Below are 17,135 nucleotides of genomic sequence, written 5' to 3' on the forward strand. Positions count from 1 at the left end.
ATGACACCAATGAGCAACGACAAGCTCGCGGCTCTGTCCGAGGCCGGCGTTTCGATCTGGCTGGACGACCTTTCGCGCGAACGCCTGAACACCGGCAACCTGGCCGACCTGATCCGCGACAAGCACGTCGTCGGCGTCACGACCAACCCGACGATCTTCGCCAACGCGATGTCGAAGGGCCACGCCTACGACGAGCGGACGCGCGAGCTCGCCGCCCAGGGCGCCGACGTCGAGGCCACCATCCGGGACCTGACGACGACCGACGTGCGCAACGCCGCGGACCTGTTCCGCGACGTCTACACCGCCACGAACGGCGTCGACGGCCGTGTCTCCATCGAGGTCGACCCGCGGCTGGCCAAGGACACCGACAAGACGGTGGCCGAGGCGAAGGACCTGTGGAAGACGGTCGACCGGCCGAACGTGCTGATCAAGATCCCGGCCACCGAAGAGGGCCTGCCGGCGATCACCGCCACGCTGGCCGAGGGCATCAGCGTCAACGTCACGCTGATCTTCTCCGTCGAGCGCTACCAGAACGTCATCAAGGCGTTCTTCGCCGGCCTGGAGCAGGCGAAGGCCAACGGCCACGACCTGCGCGGCATCCACTCGGTGGCGTCGTTCTTCGTCTCCCGCGTGGACACCGAGATCGACAAGCGCCTGGAAGCCATCGGCACCGACGAGGCACTGGCCCTGCGCGGCAAGGCGGCCGTCGCCAACGCCCGGCTCGCCTACGCGGCCTTCGAGGAGCTGTTCGCGTCGGATCGCTGGAAGGCCCTCGCGGCCGACGGCGCCAACGCCCAGCGCCCGCTGTGGGCCTCGACCGGCGTGAAGAACCCGGACTACTCCCCCACGCTCTACGTCGACGACCTCGTGGTGAAGGACACCGTCAACACCATGCCGGAGAAGACGCTGGAAGCCGTGGCGGAGCACAGTGATCTCAAGGGCGACCAGGTGACCGGCCGTGGCGCCGAGGCGCAGGAGGTCTTCGACAAGCTTTCCGCGGTGGGCATCGACATCACCGACGTCTTCCTCACCCTGGAGAACGAGGGCGTCGAGAAGTTCGAGAAGTCGTGGACCGAGCTTCTGGAGACCGTGAACGGGCAGCTCGAGAAGGCGAAGGGCTGAAGCACGACATGACGACAGGCGAAAAGACCGGCGTCGAGATCGTGGACGCCGCACTGGCGGAGCGTGCCGCGCCGCTGGCCGAGCAGCTGGTCGCCGACCAGGCTGCTTCGAAGCTGGCGGCGCAGGACGCGACGCTCTGGGGGCCGGACGCCGAACCCGAGGCGTCGATCCGGCTGTCGTGGACGACGCTGCACAAGTCGTCGCGGCCGCTGATCGGCGAGATCGAGGCGCTGCGGACCGAGCTGCGGTCCGAGGGCGTCGACCGCGTGGTCCTGGCCGGCATGGGCGGCTCCTCGCTGGCGCCGGAGGTGATCACCGCGACCGACGGCGTCGCGCTGACCGTCCTCGACACCACCGACCCGGGCCAGGTCGCCGACGCCTTGGCGGGCGACCTCGAGCGCACGGTGATCGTGGTGTCGTCGAAGTCGGGCGGCACGGTCGAGACCGACAGCCACCGGCGGATCTTCGCGAAGGCGTTCGCCGACGCGGGGATCGACGCGGCCCGGCGGATCGTGGTCGTCACCGACCCGGGCTCGCCGTTCCAGGAACTGTCCGAAAAGGAGGGATACCGCAAGGTGTTCCTCGCCGACCCGCACGTCGGCGGCCGCTACTCGGCGCTGACCGCGTTCGGGCTCGTCCCGGCCGGGCTGGCCGGGGCGGACGTCGCCCGGCTGCTCGACCAGGCCGCTTCGGTGGCCGAGGACCTCGCGGCCGACTCCGCCGACAACCCGGCGGTCAAGCTGGCCGCCGCGTGGGCCGCCGCGCACGAGGCCGGCGCCGAGAAGGTCGTGCTGGCCGACACCGGCTCCGGGATCAAGGGCTTCCCCGACTGGGCGGAGCAGCTGATCGCGGAGTCCACCGGCAAGCAGGGCACCGGCCTGCTGCCGGTCGCGGTCGAGGGCCCGGAGGCGGCCGGCTTCGCCGACGCCGGCGACGACGCCACGGCCACCGCGGTCGGCAGCCCGCAGGGCGCGGCGAAGATCGCGGTCACCGGCTCGCTCGGCGCGCAGTTCCTGCTCTGGGAGTTCGCCACCGCGCTGGCCGGCCGGCTGCTCGGGATCAACCCGTTCGACCAGCCGGACGTCGAAGCCGCGAAGAAGGCGGCGCGCGCGCTGCTGGACGACCCGGAGAAGCTGAAGGGCGGCGAGACGGCGTCCAATGTGGACGGCCCGGTCGAGATCTTCGGTTCTTCCGGCGTGGCCACGGACGGCAGCCTCACCGACGTGATCCGGGCGTTCTTCGCTTCGGCGCCGGACGCCGGGTACATCGCGGTGCAGGCCTACCTCGACCGCCTCGACGACGCGTCGACGGCGGTGCTGCGCGGCGAGATCGCCAAGCGGACCGGGAAGCAGACGACGTTCGGCTGGGGCCCGCGGTTCCTGCACTCGACCGGCCAGTACCACAAGGGCGGGCACCAGAACGGCGTCTTCCTGCAGCTGACCGGCGCCGTCGAGCAGGACCTCGACGTGCCGGACCGGCCGTACACGCTGGGGCAGCTGCAGCACGCGCAGGCCCTCGGCGACGGGCAGGTGCTCGCCGAGCACGGCCGCCCGGTGCTGCGCCTGCACCTGACCGACCGGGCCGCGGGCCTCGCGGCCGTCGTCCGCGCGGTACAGGAGGCCGGCGCATGACGTGGACCAACCCGCTGCGCGATCCGCGGGACAAGCGGCTCCCGCGGATCGCCGGGCCGTCCAGCCTGGTGATCTTCGGCGTCACCGGCGACCTGGCCCGCAAGAAGCTGATGCCCGCCATCTACGACCTGGCCAACCGCGGGTTGCTGCCCGCGGGCTTCTCGCTCGTCGGGTTCGCCCGGCGCGACTGGGAGCACCAGGACTTCGGCGAGCTGGTGCACGACTCGGTCAAGGAGCACGCGCGGACGCCGTTCAAGGAGTCGGTGTGGAACCGGCTCGCCGAAGGCATCCGGTTCGTCCAGGGCACCTTCGACGACGACGAGGCCTTCGACCGGCTCGCGAAGACGGTCCGCGACCTCGACGAGGAGCGCGGCACCGGCGGCAACACCGCGTTCTACCTGTCGATCCCGCCCGGCGCGTTCCCGGTGGTGACCAAGCAGCTGGCCCGCTCCGGGCTGGCGAACGCCGACGAGAAAACCTGGCGGCGTGTGGTCATCGAGAAGCCCTTCGGGCACGACCTGAAGAGCGCCGAAGAGCTGAACGCGATCGTCAACGACGTCTTCCCCGAGGAGTCGGTGTTCCGCATCGACCACTACCTCGGCAAGGAGACGGTGCAGAACATCCTGGCGCTGCGCTTCGCGAACCAGCTGTTCGAGCCGATCTGGAACGCCAACTACGTCGACCACGTGCAGATCACCATGGCCGAGGACATCGGTCTCGGCGGCCGCGCGGGGTACTACGACGGCATCGGCGCCGCCCGGGACGTCATCCAGAACCACTTGCTGCAGCTGCTCGCCTTCACCGCGATGGAGGAGCCGCTGTCGTTCGAGCCGCGGGCCCTGCGCGCGGAGAAGATCAAGGTCCTCTCGGGTACCAAGCCGCTCGGGCCGCTGAGCCAGACGAGCGCGCGCGGGCAGTACGCGGGCGGCTGGCAGGGCGGCACGAAGGTGCCCGGCCTGCTGCAGGAAGAGGGCTTCGCGAAGGACTCGAAGACCGAGACCTACGCCGCGGTGACCCTCGAGGTCCAGAACCGCCGCTGGGCCGGGGTGCCGTTCTACCTGCGCACCGGCAAGCGGCTCGGCCGCCGCGTCACCGAGATCGCCGTCGTCTTCAAGCGGGCGCCGCACCTGCCGTTCGACTCGACGTCGACCGAGGAGCTGGGGCAGAACGCCCTGGTCATCCGGGTCCAGCCGGACGAGGGCATCACGCTGCGGTTCGGCTCGAAGGTGCCGGGGACCACGATGGAGGTCCGCGACGTCACCATGGACTTCGGGTACGGCCACGCGTTCACCGAGTCCTCCCCCGAGGCCTACGAGCGGCTGATCCTGGACGTCCTGCTCGGTGAGCCGTCGCTGTTCCCGGTGAACGAAGAGGTCGAGCTCTCCTGGAAGATCCTCGACCCGATCCTCGAGCACTGGGCGAAGGAAGGCGCGCCGGAGCAGTACGCGCCGGGCACGTGGGGCCCGCCGTCCGCCGACGAAATGCTGGAGCGCACCGGCCGGAAATGGAGGCGCCCGTGATCATCGACCTGCCGTCCACCACGACTTCGGCACTCAACAAGAAGCTGGTGGAGATCCGCGAACAGGGCGGGCAGGTCGCGCTCGGGCGCGTCCTGACGCTGGTGATCGTGGCCGACGACGACGCCAAGCTCGAAGAGGCGATCGAGGCGGCCAACGGCGCGAGCCGCGAACACCCGTCCCGGGTGATCGTGGTGGCCAAGGGCGTCCGCACCGCGGCCCCGCGCATCGACGGCCAGATCCGGGTCGGCGGCGACGCCGGCGCGAGCGAGGTCATCGTGCTGCGCCTGTACGGCCCGCTGGCCGCGCAGGGCCAGAGCGCGGTGGTGCCGCTGCTGCTGCCGGACGCGCCGATCGTCACCTGGTGGCCCAGCGCCGGCCCGAAGGACCCGGACAAGGACCCGCTCGGCGAGCTGGCCCAGCGCCGGATCACCGACTCGGCCGCGGAGAAGAACCCGGTCAAGGCGCTGACCACGCGCGCGAAGGCGTACACGGCCGGCGACACCGACCTGGCCTGGACGCGCCTGACGCACTGGCGCGCCCAGCTCGTCTCGGCGCTGGACCTGCCGCCGTACGAGAAGATCACCGCCGCGACGGTGACCGGCGAGGCCGACTCGCCGTCGACCGAGCTGCTGGCCGCCTGGCTGGCCGAGTACCTGAAGGTGCCGGTCAAGCGGGTCAAGAGCTCGGGCGCGGCCGGGATCATCTCGGTCACGCTCGAGCGCAAGTCGGGCGCGGTGGAGCTGCACCGCCCGGACGGCCGCGTGGGCACGCTGACCCAGCCGGGCCAGCCGACCCGCCGGATCGCGCTGCAGCGGCGCAGCACGCAGGACTGCCTGATCGAGGAGCTGCGCCGGCTCGACCCGGACGAGGTCTACGAGGCGGCCCTGCACGGGCTGGGCAAGATCACGTCGGGCACGAACGGCAAGACGGGCACGCCGCCCAAGGCGGACGTCACGTCGCCGGCCGCCGCGGCGGTGGCTTCGAAGGCACGCAAATGAGCAAGACGGAAGTGGTCGTCTACGCGAACCAGGACATCCTGGCCGCCGCGGCGGCAGCCCGCCTGGTGACGCGGCTGGTCGACGTCCAGGCGGCCAAGGGGTCGGCGTCGCTGGTGCTGACGGGCGGCGGCACGGGCATCGCGGTGCTGTCGGAGCTGCGGGCGTCCTCGGCCCGCGACGCGATCGACTGGTCCCGCCTGGACATCTACTGGGGCGACGAGCGGTTCGTCCCGGCGGATTCGGACGAGCGGAACGAGAAGCAGGCCCGCGAGGCGTTGCTGGACCACGTCCCGCTGGACCCGAAGCGCGTCCACGCGATGGCGCCGTCGGACGGCGAGTTCGGTGACGACGTCGACGCGGCAGCCGCGGCTTACGCCGACGTGCTGGCGTCGCAGGCGGGGCCCGAGGACCACGGCGACGTGCCGTCGTTCGACATCATGCTGCTGGGTCTCGGCGGGGAGGGGCACACGGCATCGGTGTTCCCGGAGTCCCCGGCGGTGTACGAGACGGAGCGGTCGGTGGTGGCGGTGCGGAACTGCCCGAAGCCACCGCCGACCCGGGTTTCGCTGACGCTGCCGGCGATCCGGCGTGCTCGGGACGTGTGGCTGATGACGGCGGGCGAGGCGAAGGCCGACGCGGTGGCGTTGGCTCTGGCGGGAGCTGGGGAAGTGCAGCTGCCGGTGGCCGGGGCACGCGGGCACCGGCGGACGTTGTGGCTGCTGGATCGCGCTGCGGCGGGGAAGCTGACGAAGGTGTATCAGCCGCCGACGGCTTGAGTGTGTTCCACGAAGACCCCCTCGGCTCGTGCTGAGGGGGTCTTCGCGTTTCCGCCCATCGCGCCGGAAGCTGGGGCATCATGGGGTGACGGCGGTCGCACGCTCCGTGGGCGACGCCTCCGGCGAGAGGGGAGCTCGTGGGAGACGCGGCTGTCTCGCTGCTCGTCCCGATCGCCGCCGCGGCGGACGACGACAGCCGGGGACGCGACGTGCTCGGCGTGCTCGTCCTCCTGGCGCTGATCGCCGGCGGTGCCTGGCTGTGGTCGACGGGCAAGGAGCATGCCAAGGCGCAGGCGCGGATCACCGAGGCCAAGGCCAGGGATGCGGAGGCCGCGGACTGGCGCCGGGCGACCCGATGGGCCACCACGAGCAATCCCGGTCCTCCGGCGCCGCTGGCCTCGCCGCTCACACCCGATCGGGGGCCGCGGAGCGCGGACCAGGCCCGGCGGGCGATCCAGGACGCCCTGATCGCGCTCGCAGCGAGCATCGCGGAGGAAGCCCGCGCGCACGCGGACGCCCTGGGCTCGGACGCCGATCGATGGTGCCGGCCGGGCCGGTTCCGGGAAAGAAGCAACTACGAGTGGGGCCCGGCCCGCGACGGCACCCGGCTGACGCGGAGCGCCTTCGCGCGGGTTCTCGACATCATGGCGTGGGCGGACGCACGCCGCCGGCTGCTTTCGGGCGTCCACGACGATGCCGCGCGGCTGCTCGTCTCGACGACGAGCCCGTGCAAGAACAAGCTCGGCGAATTCCGCGACACCTCCCGGTGGGTGGGCGACGGGGAGGAGGTGCCGGTGCTCCCGCACGACCGCTGGCCGGCGTTCCTCGGCGACCTGCACGCCGCGCTCACGTCGATCGCCGACGATCTCCCGGCCCTTCCGCCGCCGGAGCCGCCGATCGTGCACCGGCCCGGCGAGGCCAAGCTCCGCGAGGACGTGTCGGCGGAGGCGATGACCGGGCAGCTCGACGCGTTCCTGACCCGGGTCGCGGCGCTGCGCGAGGCGGCCGCCGAGTGGCCGTTCGACATGGGCGGGCGGCTCGACGGCGGCGTCCTCGACGGGTTCGTCACGAGGGAGATCCGTGACCGGCTCGCGAAGGCGACCCCGGGCTTCGAGGCCGTGGCCCGGTGGAAGGCGAGCGACATCGCCCCCGCTGCACGGGCCCACATCCTTCTGGCCTACCTGGACATCGCGCTCGGCTATCTGACGGAGGTACGCGGAAACATGGACAAGTACGCCCAGGACTCCGGCACGCAGCCGGGCGACCGGATCACCGTTTTCGTCGACACGAACCACGGCAACGTGAACGTGAAGAGCTCGATCGGCACGATCAACACCACCCTGGCACCGGTCGACGAGCGGGGTGACACCGAGCTGGCGGAGGCGATCCGCGCGCTCGGCGAGGCGGCCCGGAACGACCCCGACCTCACCGACGAGCGGCGGCAGGAAGTACTTCACCACGTGGAGGACATCGCGGAGGCCGCGGCCGAGCCCGGCGAGGAGCGCAAGCGCAGCCGCGCGAAGGCGGCACTGGCCGCCGTCACCGACGCCGCCAAGGGCGCTGCTCAGCTCGCCCAGACCGTCGACAGCTGGCACGACGTCATCGGCAAGCTGTTCTGACCCCGAACCGCTGAGCGACGACCTGCGGTCCATGGCGGCCCGAGAACTACCGCCGGGTGACCACACATGGGTAACATGATTCCCACGATGTGGTCATCTTCGCGCACACTGGGAAACAGAGCTCTCACGTTGGGTAGCACTCCACTCCAACTCTGCTCCGTACAGCGTAACCGACTACGGAATCCGGCCGTCGAAGCGTCGCGCACGGGTGAAACTAACCGTCTCCGTACGCCACCTCGTTAGCATCCGCACATTTGTCTGGCTCCGCGCGTCCCGATCGGGCCCCGAGCGCCTCTCACCATCAAGTCCACAAGACGAATGGGGTCGCCAGCGATGAGTACAGAGGGACTCTCGATTCCAGGCATCTCGATCGCCGGCTCGGGGCCATCGGCCGCCGAGCGGGTGCGCAAGCGCGGGTTGAGCCTGTTCGGCTCGGTGCCGCGCCCCGCTGTGGTCACGTTCGCCATCGAGGCGGCCGCCGTCATCCTGGCCGTGCTCGACGTCTGGCTGGTCATTCCCGAGAAGGCCCAGCCGTACTCCATCTGGCTCTCCGGCGCGGCCTGCCTCGCGGTGGTGTTCCGCCGGAAGTTCCCGTTCCTCGCCGTGCTCGTCGCCGTCCCCGGCTTCCTGGCCGGCTGGGCCCAGCTCGCGTCGATGATCACGCTCGGCATGCTCGCCACCCGCCGTCAGCTGCACTGGCAGGTCTGGGTCGGCGCCGCGCTGGTGTGGACGTGCCGGTTCGTGCAGTGGCCGCTGGAGGACTTCGCCGAGCTCAGCTGGCGCGAGCACATCCTCGACGGCATCTACGGCGTCCTCGTCGCCGGCATGCCGATCGCGATCGGGCTGCTCGTCGGCGCGCGCACGGAGGTTTCGAACAAGCTCGCCGAGCTGGCCACGAGCCGCGACCGCGAGCGCCGCTTCCACGCCGACGCCGTCCGCGCCGAGGAACGCGCCCGGCTGGCCCGCGAGATGCACGACGTCGTCTCGCACCAGATCACGCTGATCGCCATGCAGGCCGGCGCGCTGCAGGCCCAGACCACCGACGACCGCGCGCAGGAGACCGCGCAGGTCATCCGCATGTTGTCCAAGCGAACCCTGGAGGAGCTGCGGTCGCTGGTCAGCGTGCTGCGAGCGGGCTCGGACGACGACGGCCCGCGGCCGGGCATCAACGAGCTCGACCGGCTGATCAGGACCTCGGACGTCCCGGTGCACCTGACGGTGGAGCACCTGCCGGAGGCCCTGCCCAACCAGGTGTCCGCGGCGGCCTACCGGACGGTGCAGGAGTGCCTGACGAACGTCCACAAGCACGCCCCGGGCGCGACGGCGACGATCCGCATCCAGGGTGAGCACGGCGCGCTCAAGATCGAGGTCCGCAACGAGCGCGCGAGCCGCCCGACGGAGGGGTTGCCGTCGGGCGGCCACGGCTTGACGGGGTTGGCCGAGCGAGCGCGTCTGCTGGGCGGAAGCTTCGAGACATCGGGAACGGAGGACGGCGGCTTCCGCGTCCGGGCGCGGTATCCGCTGGACCGCTGACCTCCGGCCCCCGGTATCCACCTTACCGGCGGGCACCGACGATTTCGGATCGTGTGACGCCGCCCCGGGAACTGTCGATGGGCGCCGGTGGCGGGGCATCACGCGTGATCCGGCGGGCTTCTCGCGTGTCCGGAGAGGCATCATGCGTGATTGAGCGGGCATCACGGTGATGCCCCGCTGATCACGCGTAAAGCCTCGCTGATCACGCGTGATGCCTGGCTGATCACGGGAGATGCCCCGCTGGGCACGGAACGAGCGCACGAAAAGCCACCCCGAGGGGTCCCGGGGTGGCGTTCGGCTGAGGAGACTTAGAGGATTTCCCGGCGCTTGCGCAGGCGGTCGAGCGCCTCCGCCAGGATGGCCTCGCCGTCGGCGTCGCTGCGCCGCTCCTTCACGTACGCGAGGTGGGTCTTGTACGGCTCGGTCCGTGGGGCGGCCGGCGGGTTCTTCTCGTCCTGCCCACCCGGGAGCCCGCAGCGGGGGCAGTCCCACTCGTCGGGGATTTCCGCGTCGAGCGCGAACGACGGCCGTGCCTCGTGCCCGTTGGCACACCAGTAGGAGATGCGGCGGCGCGGCGCCGACTCTCCCCGTTCCGATTCGCCCGTAGGACCGGCACCCACCCGGGTGCCCCGAATCGCGTTACCGCCAACCATGAATCCTCACACCTAGGAATCGGCGGCGCGCCCCCCAATAGGCACGCCGAATCGCTGCGTCCCGCCGTCTCGACCCGGTCGCGGCCGACGAACGGGACGCCGGACGCCTCACACCTTGAGCAGCAGACCCAGGCCCACGATGCTGATCAGCCAGACCGCGCCCAGCAGCAGGGTGATCCGGTCGAGGTTCTTCTCGGCCACGCTCGACCCGGCCAGGCTCGACTGCATCCCACCGCCGAACAGCGACGACAGGCCACCGCCCCGGCCACGGTGCAGCAGCACGGCGACCACCAGCAGGACGCTGGAGACGATCAACAGGATTTGCAGGAACAGCTTCATGTCATCCTCTGGGCTCTAGGAGAATGCAGGGGTACGGCATGGTCGTTTCCGACCACCACCGTACCCCTGGACTCGTCCACTGCTGTGTGACGGACCGGATACACAGGCTACCCGGTCGTGGCCTCGATCAGGGCAGCGGCCCGCCCGCGGCGAGTGCGCAGAGTTTCGTGAACTCCTCGCCGTCGAGGCTCGCTCCGCCGACCAGGGCACCGTCGATGTTCTCGCAGGCCACCAGTTCGCCGATGTTGCCCGACTTCACCGATCCCCCGTAGAGCACCCGGACGGACGAAGCGACCTCGTCGCCGTACTTCTCCTGGAGGGTGGCGCGGATGGCCTTGCAGACCTCTTCGGCGTCCGCGGACGACGCGACCTTGCCGGTGCCGATCGCCCAGACCGGCTCGTACGCGACCACCACGTCCTTGACCTGTTCGGCCTTGAGGCCCTTCAGGCCCTCGATCAGCTGCGTCGTGGTGTGGTGGATGTGCTCGCCGGCCTCGCGGACCTCGAGCTTCTCCCCGATGCAGAGGATCGGCGTGATGCCGTGCTTGAGCGCGGCCTTGACCTTCTTGTTGACCAGTTCGTCGGACTCGGCGTGGTATTCGCGCCGCTCCGAGTGCCCGACCGTGACGAACTTGCAGCCCAGCTTGGCCAGCATCGGCCCCGAGATGTCGCCGGTGTAGGCCCCGGAGTCCTGCGGCGCGAGGTCCTGCGCGCCGTAGGTGAGCGACAGCTTGTCGCCGTCGACCAGGGTCTGCACGCTGCGGATGTCGGTGAACGGCGGCAGCACCGCCACGTCGACCTTCGCGTAGTACTTCTCCGGCAGCGCGAAGGCGATCTTCTGCACCAGCGCGATGGCCTCGAGGTGGTTCTGGTTCATCTTCCAGTTGCCGGCGATGAACGGCTTGCGTGCCACTAGTTCTGTCCCTCCAGGGCCACGACGCCCGGCAGTTCCTTGCCTTCGAGGTACTCCAGCGAGGCACCGCCGCCGGTGGAGATGTGCGAGAAGCCGTCCTCGGGCAGGCCCAGCTGCCGCACCGCGGCCGCCGAGTCGCCGCCGCCGACCACGGTGAACGCGTCGCTCTTCACGAGCGCCTCCGCGACGGCACGGGTGCCGCCGGAGAACGCCTCGAACTCGAACACGCCCATCGGGCCGTTCCAGAACACCGTCTTGGCGTCGGCCAGCTTGCTCGCGAACAGCTCGCGGCTGCGCGGGCCGATGTCGAGGCCCTGGCGGTCGGCCGGGATGGCGGTGGCGTCGACGGCCTCGTTTTCGGCGTCGGCCGAGAACTCCGTCGCGGCCAGGACGTCGACCGGCAGCACCAGTTCGACGCCGCGCTTCTCCGCCTCGGCGAGGAAGCCCTTGACCTGGTCGAGCTGGTCGGCCTGCAGCAGCGACTGGCCGACCTCGTGGCCCTGGGCCTTGAGGAACGTGTACGCCATGCCGCCGCCGACGAGCAGCCGGTCGACCTTGGTCAGCAGGTTCGCGATGACGCCGAGCTTGTCGGACACCTTCGCGCCGCCGAGCACGACCACGTAGGGCCGCTGCACGTCGTCGGTCAGCTTCTTCAGCACGTCCAGCTCGGCCAGCACCAGGCCGCCCGCGTACGCCGGGAGCACCGACGCGACCTCGTAGACCGAGGCCTGCTTGCGGTGCACGACCCCGAAGCCGTCGGAGACGAACGCGCCGCCCGGGACGAGCGCGCCCAGCTCGGCGGCCAGCTCGGAGCGGTCCGCGGCGTCCTTGCTGGTCTCGCGCGCGTCGAAGCGCACGTTCTCCAGCAGGACGACACCGCCGTCGGCAAGGCCGGCCGTCAGCGCCTTGGCGGACTCGCCGACCAGGTCACCGGCCAGCGCGACCTCGGCGCCGAGCAGCTCCGAGAGCCGCTTCGCGACGGGCGCCAGGGTGTACTTCGCGTCCGGCTCGCCCTTCGGCCGGCCGAGGTGCGCGGTGACGACGACCTTCGCGCCCGCGTCGGCGAGCTTCTTGATCGTCGGCAGCGCGGCGCGGACCCGGCCGTCGTCGGTGATGCGGTCGGAGTCGAGCGGGACGTTCAGGTCGGAACGCACGAGGACGTACCGGCCCTGAACGCCCTCGCCCAGCAGGTCGTCGAGGTTCTTGACGCTCATCGGGTTCAGGACAGCTTCGAACCGACGAGCTTGACCAGGTCGGCGAGGCGGTTGGAGTAGCCCCACTCGTTGTCGTACCAGCCGACGACCTTGACCTGGTTGCCGATGACCTTGGTCAGCGGCGCGTCGTAGATGCAGGACGCCGGGTCGGTGACGATGTCGGCCGAGACGATCGGGTCGTCCGAGTAGCGCAGGATGCCGGCCAGCGGGCCCTCGGCGGCGGCCTTGTAGGCGGCGTTGATCTCCTCGACCGTGGCGGCCTTGGACAGCGTGACGGTGAGGTCGGTGGCCGAGCCGGTCGGGACCGGGACGCGCAGCGCGTAGCCGTCGAGCTTGCCCTGCAGCTCCGGCAGGACGAGGCCGATGGCCTTGGCGGCACCGGTCGAGGTCGGGACGACGCTCAGGGCGGCGGCGCGGGCGCGGCGCAGGTCCTTGTGCGGGGCGTCCTGCAGGTTCTGGTCCTGGGTGTAGGCGTGGACCGTGGTCATCAGGCCCTGCTCGATGCCGAAGGCGTCGTTGAGGACCTTGGCCAGCGGGCCGAGGCAGTTGGTGGTGCAGGAGGCGTTCGAGATGATGACCTGCGAGCCGTCGTACTTGTCGTCGTTGACGCCGAGGACGATGGTCAGGTCCTCGCCCTTGGCGGGCGCGGAGATGATGACCTTCTTGGCGCCGCCGGCGATGTGCGCCTTGGCGGCGTCGGCGTTGGTGAAGAAGCCGGTCGACTCGAGGACGACGTCGACGTTCAGCTCGCCCCAGGGCAGGTTGGCCGGGTCGCGCTCGGCGAGGGCCTTGATGGTCTTGCCGTCGACGACGATGCCCTCGTCGCTGACGCTGACCTCACCCGGGAACCGGCCCAGGATGGAGTCGTACTTCAGCAGGTGGGCCATGGTGGCGACGTCGCCGAGGTCGTTGAAGGCGACGACCTCGATGTCCTGGCCGCTGGCCTGCACGGCGCGGAAGAAGTTGCGGCCGATGCGGCCGAAGCCGTTGACACCTACGCGAACGGTCACTGCTGCCACTCCTTTGAGGGTCGGCCGGCACTCCGGCCGTGACTTGCGGGCTCGCGGCCACCCTAGCGTGCGGGCATGCGCGTCCCTGACTGCCCTGACGAGACTTCCACCACTTGGCGAACGGGTCAAGAATCGATTAAGAAGCCGGGGCGCCACCGGGGGTGTTCCGGGGGTGGACCACGGCGGACCGGCGGGGTTGCGGGCTCGGGTGCCGGGACCGGTTCCAGCTGATCGCGTGCGGTGCCCGCAGGCCGACGGGAAGCTCGGCTGCGGCTTGGGAACCGGGGCTTGACCGATTCAGGCGCCGGGCGGCCGCCAGGGGTGGTCGGCGGCGGCTCGGAAGCGGGACGTGAGGTCGATGACTCGACCGATCCAGCGGCTGCCGGGCGGCGCTTCGGCGACCGTTCGGCGGCTTTTGGGCCCGGAAGGATGACGCTTCCGGGCCGGCGACCGCCCGCCGCGGCCGAACCGCGTCAAGCCGTCAGCTCGCGCTCCAGCGGGGTGCGGAACCGCGGCACCGCCCGGATCTCGCCGAACCACTTCGCGCACTTCTCCGCCTCTGCCTCGACCGCCGCCCGCAGCTCCGATCCCACGTCCTCCAGCAGCCTGAACACCACCTCCCCCGAGGCACGCTGGGCCCAGCCGCCGACCACTCTTCCGGCCGCCCACACCGTGGCGCCGATGTTGCCGCTGCGGTCGAACAGGGCCGCTCGGTGGGGGCCCAGGAACCAGTCGCGGTCCTGCCAGCCCATCGGTGTCGGGTCCAGCGCCGGCAGGAACGCCACCCACGGGGGTGGCGATGGGACCGGATCCACGTCGTCCGCCAGGACCACTCCCGGGACGCCGTCGAGGTCGACCTCCGCCGGGGACAACGCCGCCAGTGCCTTCTTCGTCTGGCTCGCCGTCCAGCCCGTCCACCACCGCAGGTCGCTCACCGGCGCCGGGCCGTACGCGCGCAGCCACCTCCGGGCGAGCTCGGCCCTCGCTTCCTCCGCGTCCCATGGCCGCAGACCGCCCGGGACCCACTCGTCCAGGGGGTGCCACACGTACTGGCTGCTCAGCCAGCTGCCGCGGGGACGGCCACGCGCGATCCGGCCGCCCGCCGCCAGCAGGAAGAGCACCCGGCTCGTCACGTTGCCGATCGCCTCGTACGGCTTGCCCGCCGCCATCAGCAGCTGCTGGCGCAGGCGGGGCTCGTCTTCGCTCAGCTGCTGTGCCGTCGCCGAACCGCGGGCGCGCAGCGCCGCCTCGACCGACGCCTCGACCTCCTTCAACCACGTTGCCGGCTCCGGCACGTTCTCCGGGTGGCCCTGCTGCCCGAGGTGCTGCTCCAGGAGTTTCCGCTGCTTGACCTGGATGTCCGCCGAGCAGCCCGCCTGCACCAGCGCCGCCGTGTCCAGGTCCGTCACGAACACCGTGCGCCGCATGCCCAGCAGGCGCAGCAGGGTCCGGTCTTCGTAGAGAGCCCGCTCCACCGAAGGAACCGCCGGGCCGGCCAGCCGGGCGGACGCGGACAGGTGGACGGTCGCCGGATCGGTCGCGTGCAGGGCGACGACCCCCGCGACGGCGTCGGCCACCGTGGCCGCGGGCGTGGCCAGGTGGTGCCGGACCGCGAGGCGGGCCCGGCGCTGCTCGGTCGTGATCTTCGGAGACACCCGTTTTTCCTACCACCCGGCACCGACAAAAACGCCTCGTCATGCCGGGCGACCAGGCGATAGCCTCGGGAAATGGTCTCCGGTGCGCACTTCGCGGCCTTCGCCGCGCTGACGTTCCTCATGGTCGTGGTCCCCGGGCCGAGCGTGCTGTTCACGATCAGCCGCGCGCTCACCGTCGGGCGGCGCGACGCGCTGCTCACCGTCGTGGGCAACTCCGTAGGCGTGTACGCGCAGGTCGTCGCGGTCGCCTTCGGCCTCGGCGCGCTGGTCACGACGTCCGCCGCGGTGTTCACCGCGATCAAGGTCGCCGGCGCGGCCTACCTCGTGTACCTGGGGATCCAGGCCGTGCGGCACCGCCGGAAGCTGACCGACGCGATGGCCGAGAAGGTGCGCGCCACGCCGGGACGCGTGGTGGCCGTGCTGCGCGTCGGCTTCGTCGTCGGCTTCGCGAACCCGAAGTCGATCGTGTTCCTGGCGGCTTTGCTGCCCCAGTTCGTCGACCCCGCCGCCGGCTCCGTGCCCGGCCAGATGCTGATCCTCGGGTTGTGCCTGCCCGCGATCGCGCTGGCCACCGACAGCGCGTGGGCGCTGGTCGCCGGCACGGCCCGCGCGTGGTTCGCCCGCTCGCCGAAGCGCCTCGAACTCGTCGGCGGCACCGGGGGCCTCGTGATGATCGGCCTGGGCACCGGCCTCGCGTTCACGGGCCGGGGTGACTGAGCACCAGGTCGAGCAACCCGGGGAAAGCCGCGTCGAATTCGGGACGCCGCAGGCGGTTCAGCCGCCGCGGGCCTTCGTCGCGCTGTTCGATCAGACCCGCCGCGCGCAGCACGGCGAAGTGGTGGCTGCGGGTCGCCTTGGCCACCGGCAGGTCGAACGTGCCGCACGCCTTCGTCCACTCCGGCACAGCCGCCAGCTCGCGCAGGATGCTGCGGCGCACCGGGTCGGCGACCGCGGCCAGGGCGTCCTGCAGCGAAACCTGCGCCGGGCCCACGTGCGTGAGGCCGCGCGCCCGCGCAGTGTTCGATGATTGTCGTACACTCATCTGGTCGACCTCCATCGAACAATCTTATGGAGCCGTCATGCCCCGGCACCTCGACGCGGCCTTCGGCCTCGACGCGCGCAACCGGCTCGACGAAGCCGGCGCCGGGTCCGGACGACCGATCCGCCGGCCCAGCTGAACAACCCGCTCGGCGGCATCCTCCGCGGCGGCGCGGCGATCACCGAGCTGTACGACCGCGTCTTCCACGGCCCGGCCCGCGTCACGGTCACCTCCGGTGACATCACGGCAGCATCGACGACGCCGGCGCGCTCGCCGCGTACCAGCGGGCGATCCGCGGTCAGCCCAGGGCCTTGACCAGCTCCGGCCACCACTCGCGCGGCACGCCGTCGAGCGGGACGACGACCTGGTCGGCGCCCGCGGCCCGGTACTCCCGCAGCCGGGCGACGACGGCGTCGAAGTCACCCCACACGGTGAGGCCGTCGACGAGCCGGTCGGACAGGTCCGCGATGTCCGCGTCGGTGAAGCCCATCCGGCGGAAGCTGGCCGCGTAGCCCGGCATGCCGGCCAGGAACTTCAGCGAGCCCGCGCCCCGGACTGTCTCCCGCACCGTGGCCACGTCGGTCCCCGCCACCACGTTGAGCCCCACCACCAGCTGTGGTCCGGGGCCGAGAAGCTTTCGCGCCGAAGCGACGTAGTCGGTCGTCACCAGGTACGGGTACGCCCCCGACGCGCGGTCCCGCGCCAGTTCCAGCATCTTCGGCCCCAGCGCCGAGAGGACCCGCGCCGACGCGGGCACGGCGCCGTCGATCTCGTCCAGGTAGGCGTTGATCGTGGCCAGTGGCCGCGGTCCGTGTGCCCCGCCGAGACCGACGACGAACCGCCCGGCGGGTAGGTCCGCGTACGCGGCGGCCACCTCGGCCGACGGCACGCGGTCGACCGAGAGGATCCCGCTCGCCACCTGGATCCGGTTCGTGCCGTGCAGCAGCTCGGTGATCCGCGGCAGCGTGTTGCCCTGCCCACCGGAAATCCAGAGCGTGGCGTAGCCCAGCTCCTCCAGTTCGGTGGCGGTCGCGACGGCGGCCGACGGCTCGGCGGTGTCCAGTGCGCTGTGGCTGGCCCCCAGTTTCGTCATGCGCCCGGCAACCCCGGGCG

The 17,135-nt window shown here is 71.3% G+C and carries 16 protein-coding genes; 8 read left to right on the plus strand and 8 right to left on the minus strand.

The window, feature by feature from the left end; all coding sequences use genetic code 11:
* The first annotated feature begins 9 nt into the window (after window positions 1-9).
* The 7 genes from tal (at window position 10) to I4Q55_RS16160 (ending at window position 9,199) form a co-directional block, all read left to right on the plus strand.
* Window positions 10-1,122: a transaldolase gene (tal, locus tag I4Q55_RS16130; protein ID WP_206788653.1), complete on the plus strand. Its 1,113-nt coding sequence runs from the start codon at window positions 10-12 to the stop codon at window positions 1,120-1,122.
* 8 nt (window positions 1,123-1,130) lie between these two features.
* Complete coding sequence (locus I4Q55_RS16135) at window positions 1,131-2,753, plus strand: glucose-6-phosphate isomerase (protein WP_206788654.1); 1,623 nt, start codon at window positions 1,131-1,133, stop codon at window positions 2,751-2,753.
* Complete coding sequence (zwf, locus tag I4Q55_RS16140; RefSeq protein WP_206788655.1) at window positions 2,750-4,273, plus strand: glucose-6-phosphate dehydrogenase; 1,524 nt, start codon at window positions 2,750-2,752, stop codon at window positions 4,271-4,273. Before I4Q55_RS16135 ends, zwf begins: the two co-directional genes overlap by 4 nt.
* Complete coding sequence (opcA, locus tag I4Q55_RS16145) at window positions 4,270-5,271, plus strand: glucose-6-phosphate dehydrogenase assembly protein OpcA (protein WP_307793218.1); 1,002 nt, start codon at window positions 4,270-4,272, stop codon at window positions 5,269-5,271. Before zwf ends, opcA begins: the two co-directional genes overlap by 4 nt.
* The gene (gene pgl / locus I4Q55_RS16150; protein WP_206788656.1) at window positions 5,268-6,047 is read left to right on the plus strand and encodes a 6-phosphogluconolactonase; all 780 of its coding nucleotides are present in this window, start codon (window positions 5,268-5,270) and stop codon (window positions 6,045-6,047) included. Before opcA ends, pgl begins: the two co-directional genes overlap by 4 nt.
* A gap of 137 nt (window positions 6,048-6,184) precedes the next feature.
* Complete coding sequence (locus tag I4Q55_RS16155) at window positions 6,185-7,666, plus strand: hypothetical protein (protein WP_206788657.1); 1,482 nt, start codon at window positions 6,185-6,187, stop codon at window positions 7,664-7,666.
* Window positions 7,667-7,999: 333 nt separating this feature from the next.
* Window positions 8,000-9,199, plus strand: a complete 1,200-nt coding sequence (locus I4Q55_RS16160) for a sensor histidine kinase (RefSeq protein WP_206788658.1) — start codon at window positions 8,000-8,002, stop codon at window positions 9,197-9,199.
* A gap of 308 nt (window positions 9,200-9,507) precedes the next feature.
* On the opposite strand, the gene I4Q55_RS16165 is transcribed toward I4Q55_RS16160, so the two are convergent.
* The 6 genes from I4Q55_RS16165 to I4Q55_RS16190 all read right to left on the minus strand — a co-directional run bounded on the left by I4Q55_RS16165 (window position 9,508) and on the right by I4Q55_RS16190 (window position 14,983).
* Window positions 9,508-9,852: an RNA polymerase-binding protein RbpA gene (locus I4Q55_RS16165; protein WP_043788280.1), complete on the minus strand. Its 345-nt coding sequence runs from the start codon at window positions 9,850-9,852 to the stop codon at window positions 9,508-9,510.
* A 108-nt stretch (window positions 9,853-9,960) separates the two neighbouring features.
* Window positions 9,961-10,191: a preprotein translocase subunit SecG gene (gene secG / locus I4Q55_RS16170; protein WP_003071471.1), complete on the minus strand. Its 231-nt coding sequence runs from the start codon at window positions 10,189-10,191 to the stop codon at window positions 9,961-9,963.
* A 127-nt stretch (window positions 10,192-10,318) separates the two neighbouring features.
* Entirely contained in the window at window positions 10,319-11,104 is a 786-nt protein-coding gene (gene tpiA, locus I4Q55_RS16175; protein ID WP_206788659.1) for a triose-phosphate isomerase, read from the minus strand.
* Complete coding sequence (gene pgk / locus I4Q55_RS16180) at window positions 11,104-12,318, minus strand: phosphoglycerate kinase (protein ID WP_206788660.1); 1,215 nt, start codon at window positions 12,316-12,318, stop codon at window positions 11,104-11,106. Before pgk ends, tpiA begins: the two co-directional genes overlap by 1 nt.
* Before the next feature lie 5 nt (window positions 12,319-12,323).
* Window positions 12,324-13,328: a type I glyceraldehyde-3-phosphate dehydrogenase gene (gene gap / locus I4Q55_RS16185; protein WP_091308527.1), complete on the minus strand. Its 1,005-nt coding sequence runs from the start codon at window positions 13,326-13,328 to the stop codon at window positions 12,324-12,326.
* A gap of 473 nt (window positions 13,329-13,801) precedes the next feature.
* The gene (locus tag I4Q55_RS16190) at window positions 13,802-14,983 is read right to left on the minus strand and encodes a winged helix DNA-binding domain-containing protein (protein ID WP_206788662.1); all 1,182 of its coding nucleotides are present in this window, start codon (window positions 14,981-14,983) and stop codon (window positions 13,802-13,804) included.
* A gap of 72 nt (window positions 14,984-15,055) precedes the next feature.
* Between I4Q55_RS16190 and I4Q55_RS16195 the strand changes: the two genes are divergently transcribed.
* Window positions 15,056-15,700, plus strand: coding sequence for a LysE family translocator (locus I4Q55_RS16195; protein WP_206788664.1), 645 nt, complete (start codon window positions 15,056-15,058; stop codon window positions 15,698-15,700).
* Here the strand turns inward: I4Q55_RS16195 and I4Q55_RS16200 are convergent.
* Together I4Q55_RS16200 and I4Q55_RS16210 are read right to left on the minus strand one after the other, a co-directional pair.
* Window positions 15,681-16,025 carry a helix-turn-helix transcriptional regulator gene (locus tag I4Q55_RS16200; RefSeq protein ID WP_206788871.1) on the minus strand — a complete coding sequence of 115 codons (345 nt, stop codon included), beginning with the start codon at window positions 16,023-16,025 and terminating at the stop codon, window positions 15,681-15,683. The two genes, I4Q55_RS16195 and I4Q55_RS16200, sit on opposite strands and share 20 nt — an antisense overlap.
* Before the next feature lie 295 nt (window positions 16,026-16,320).
* Window positions 16,321-17,115: a TIGR03620 family F420-dependent LLM class oxidoreductase gene (locus I4Q55_RS16210; RefSeq protein ID WP_206788665.1), complete on the minus strand. Its 795-nt coding sequence runs from the start codon at window positions 17,113-17,115 to the stop codon at window positions 16,321-16,323.
* Window positions 17,116-17,135: the final 20 nt, after the last annotated feature.

It is taken from the genome of Amycolatopsis sp. MtRt-6, from assembly GCF_017308975.1.
Taxonomy (GTDB): domain Bacteria; phylum Actinomycetota; class Actinomycetes; order Mycobacteriales; family Pseudonocardiaceae; genus Amycolatopsis.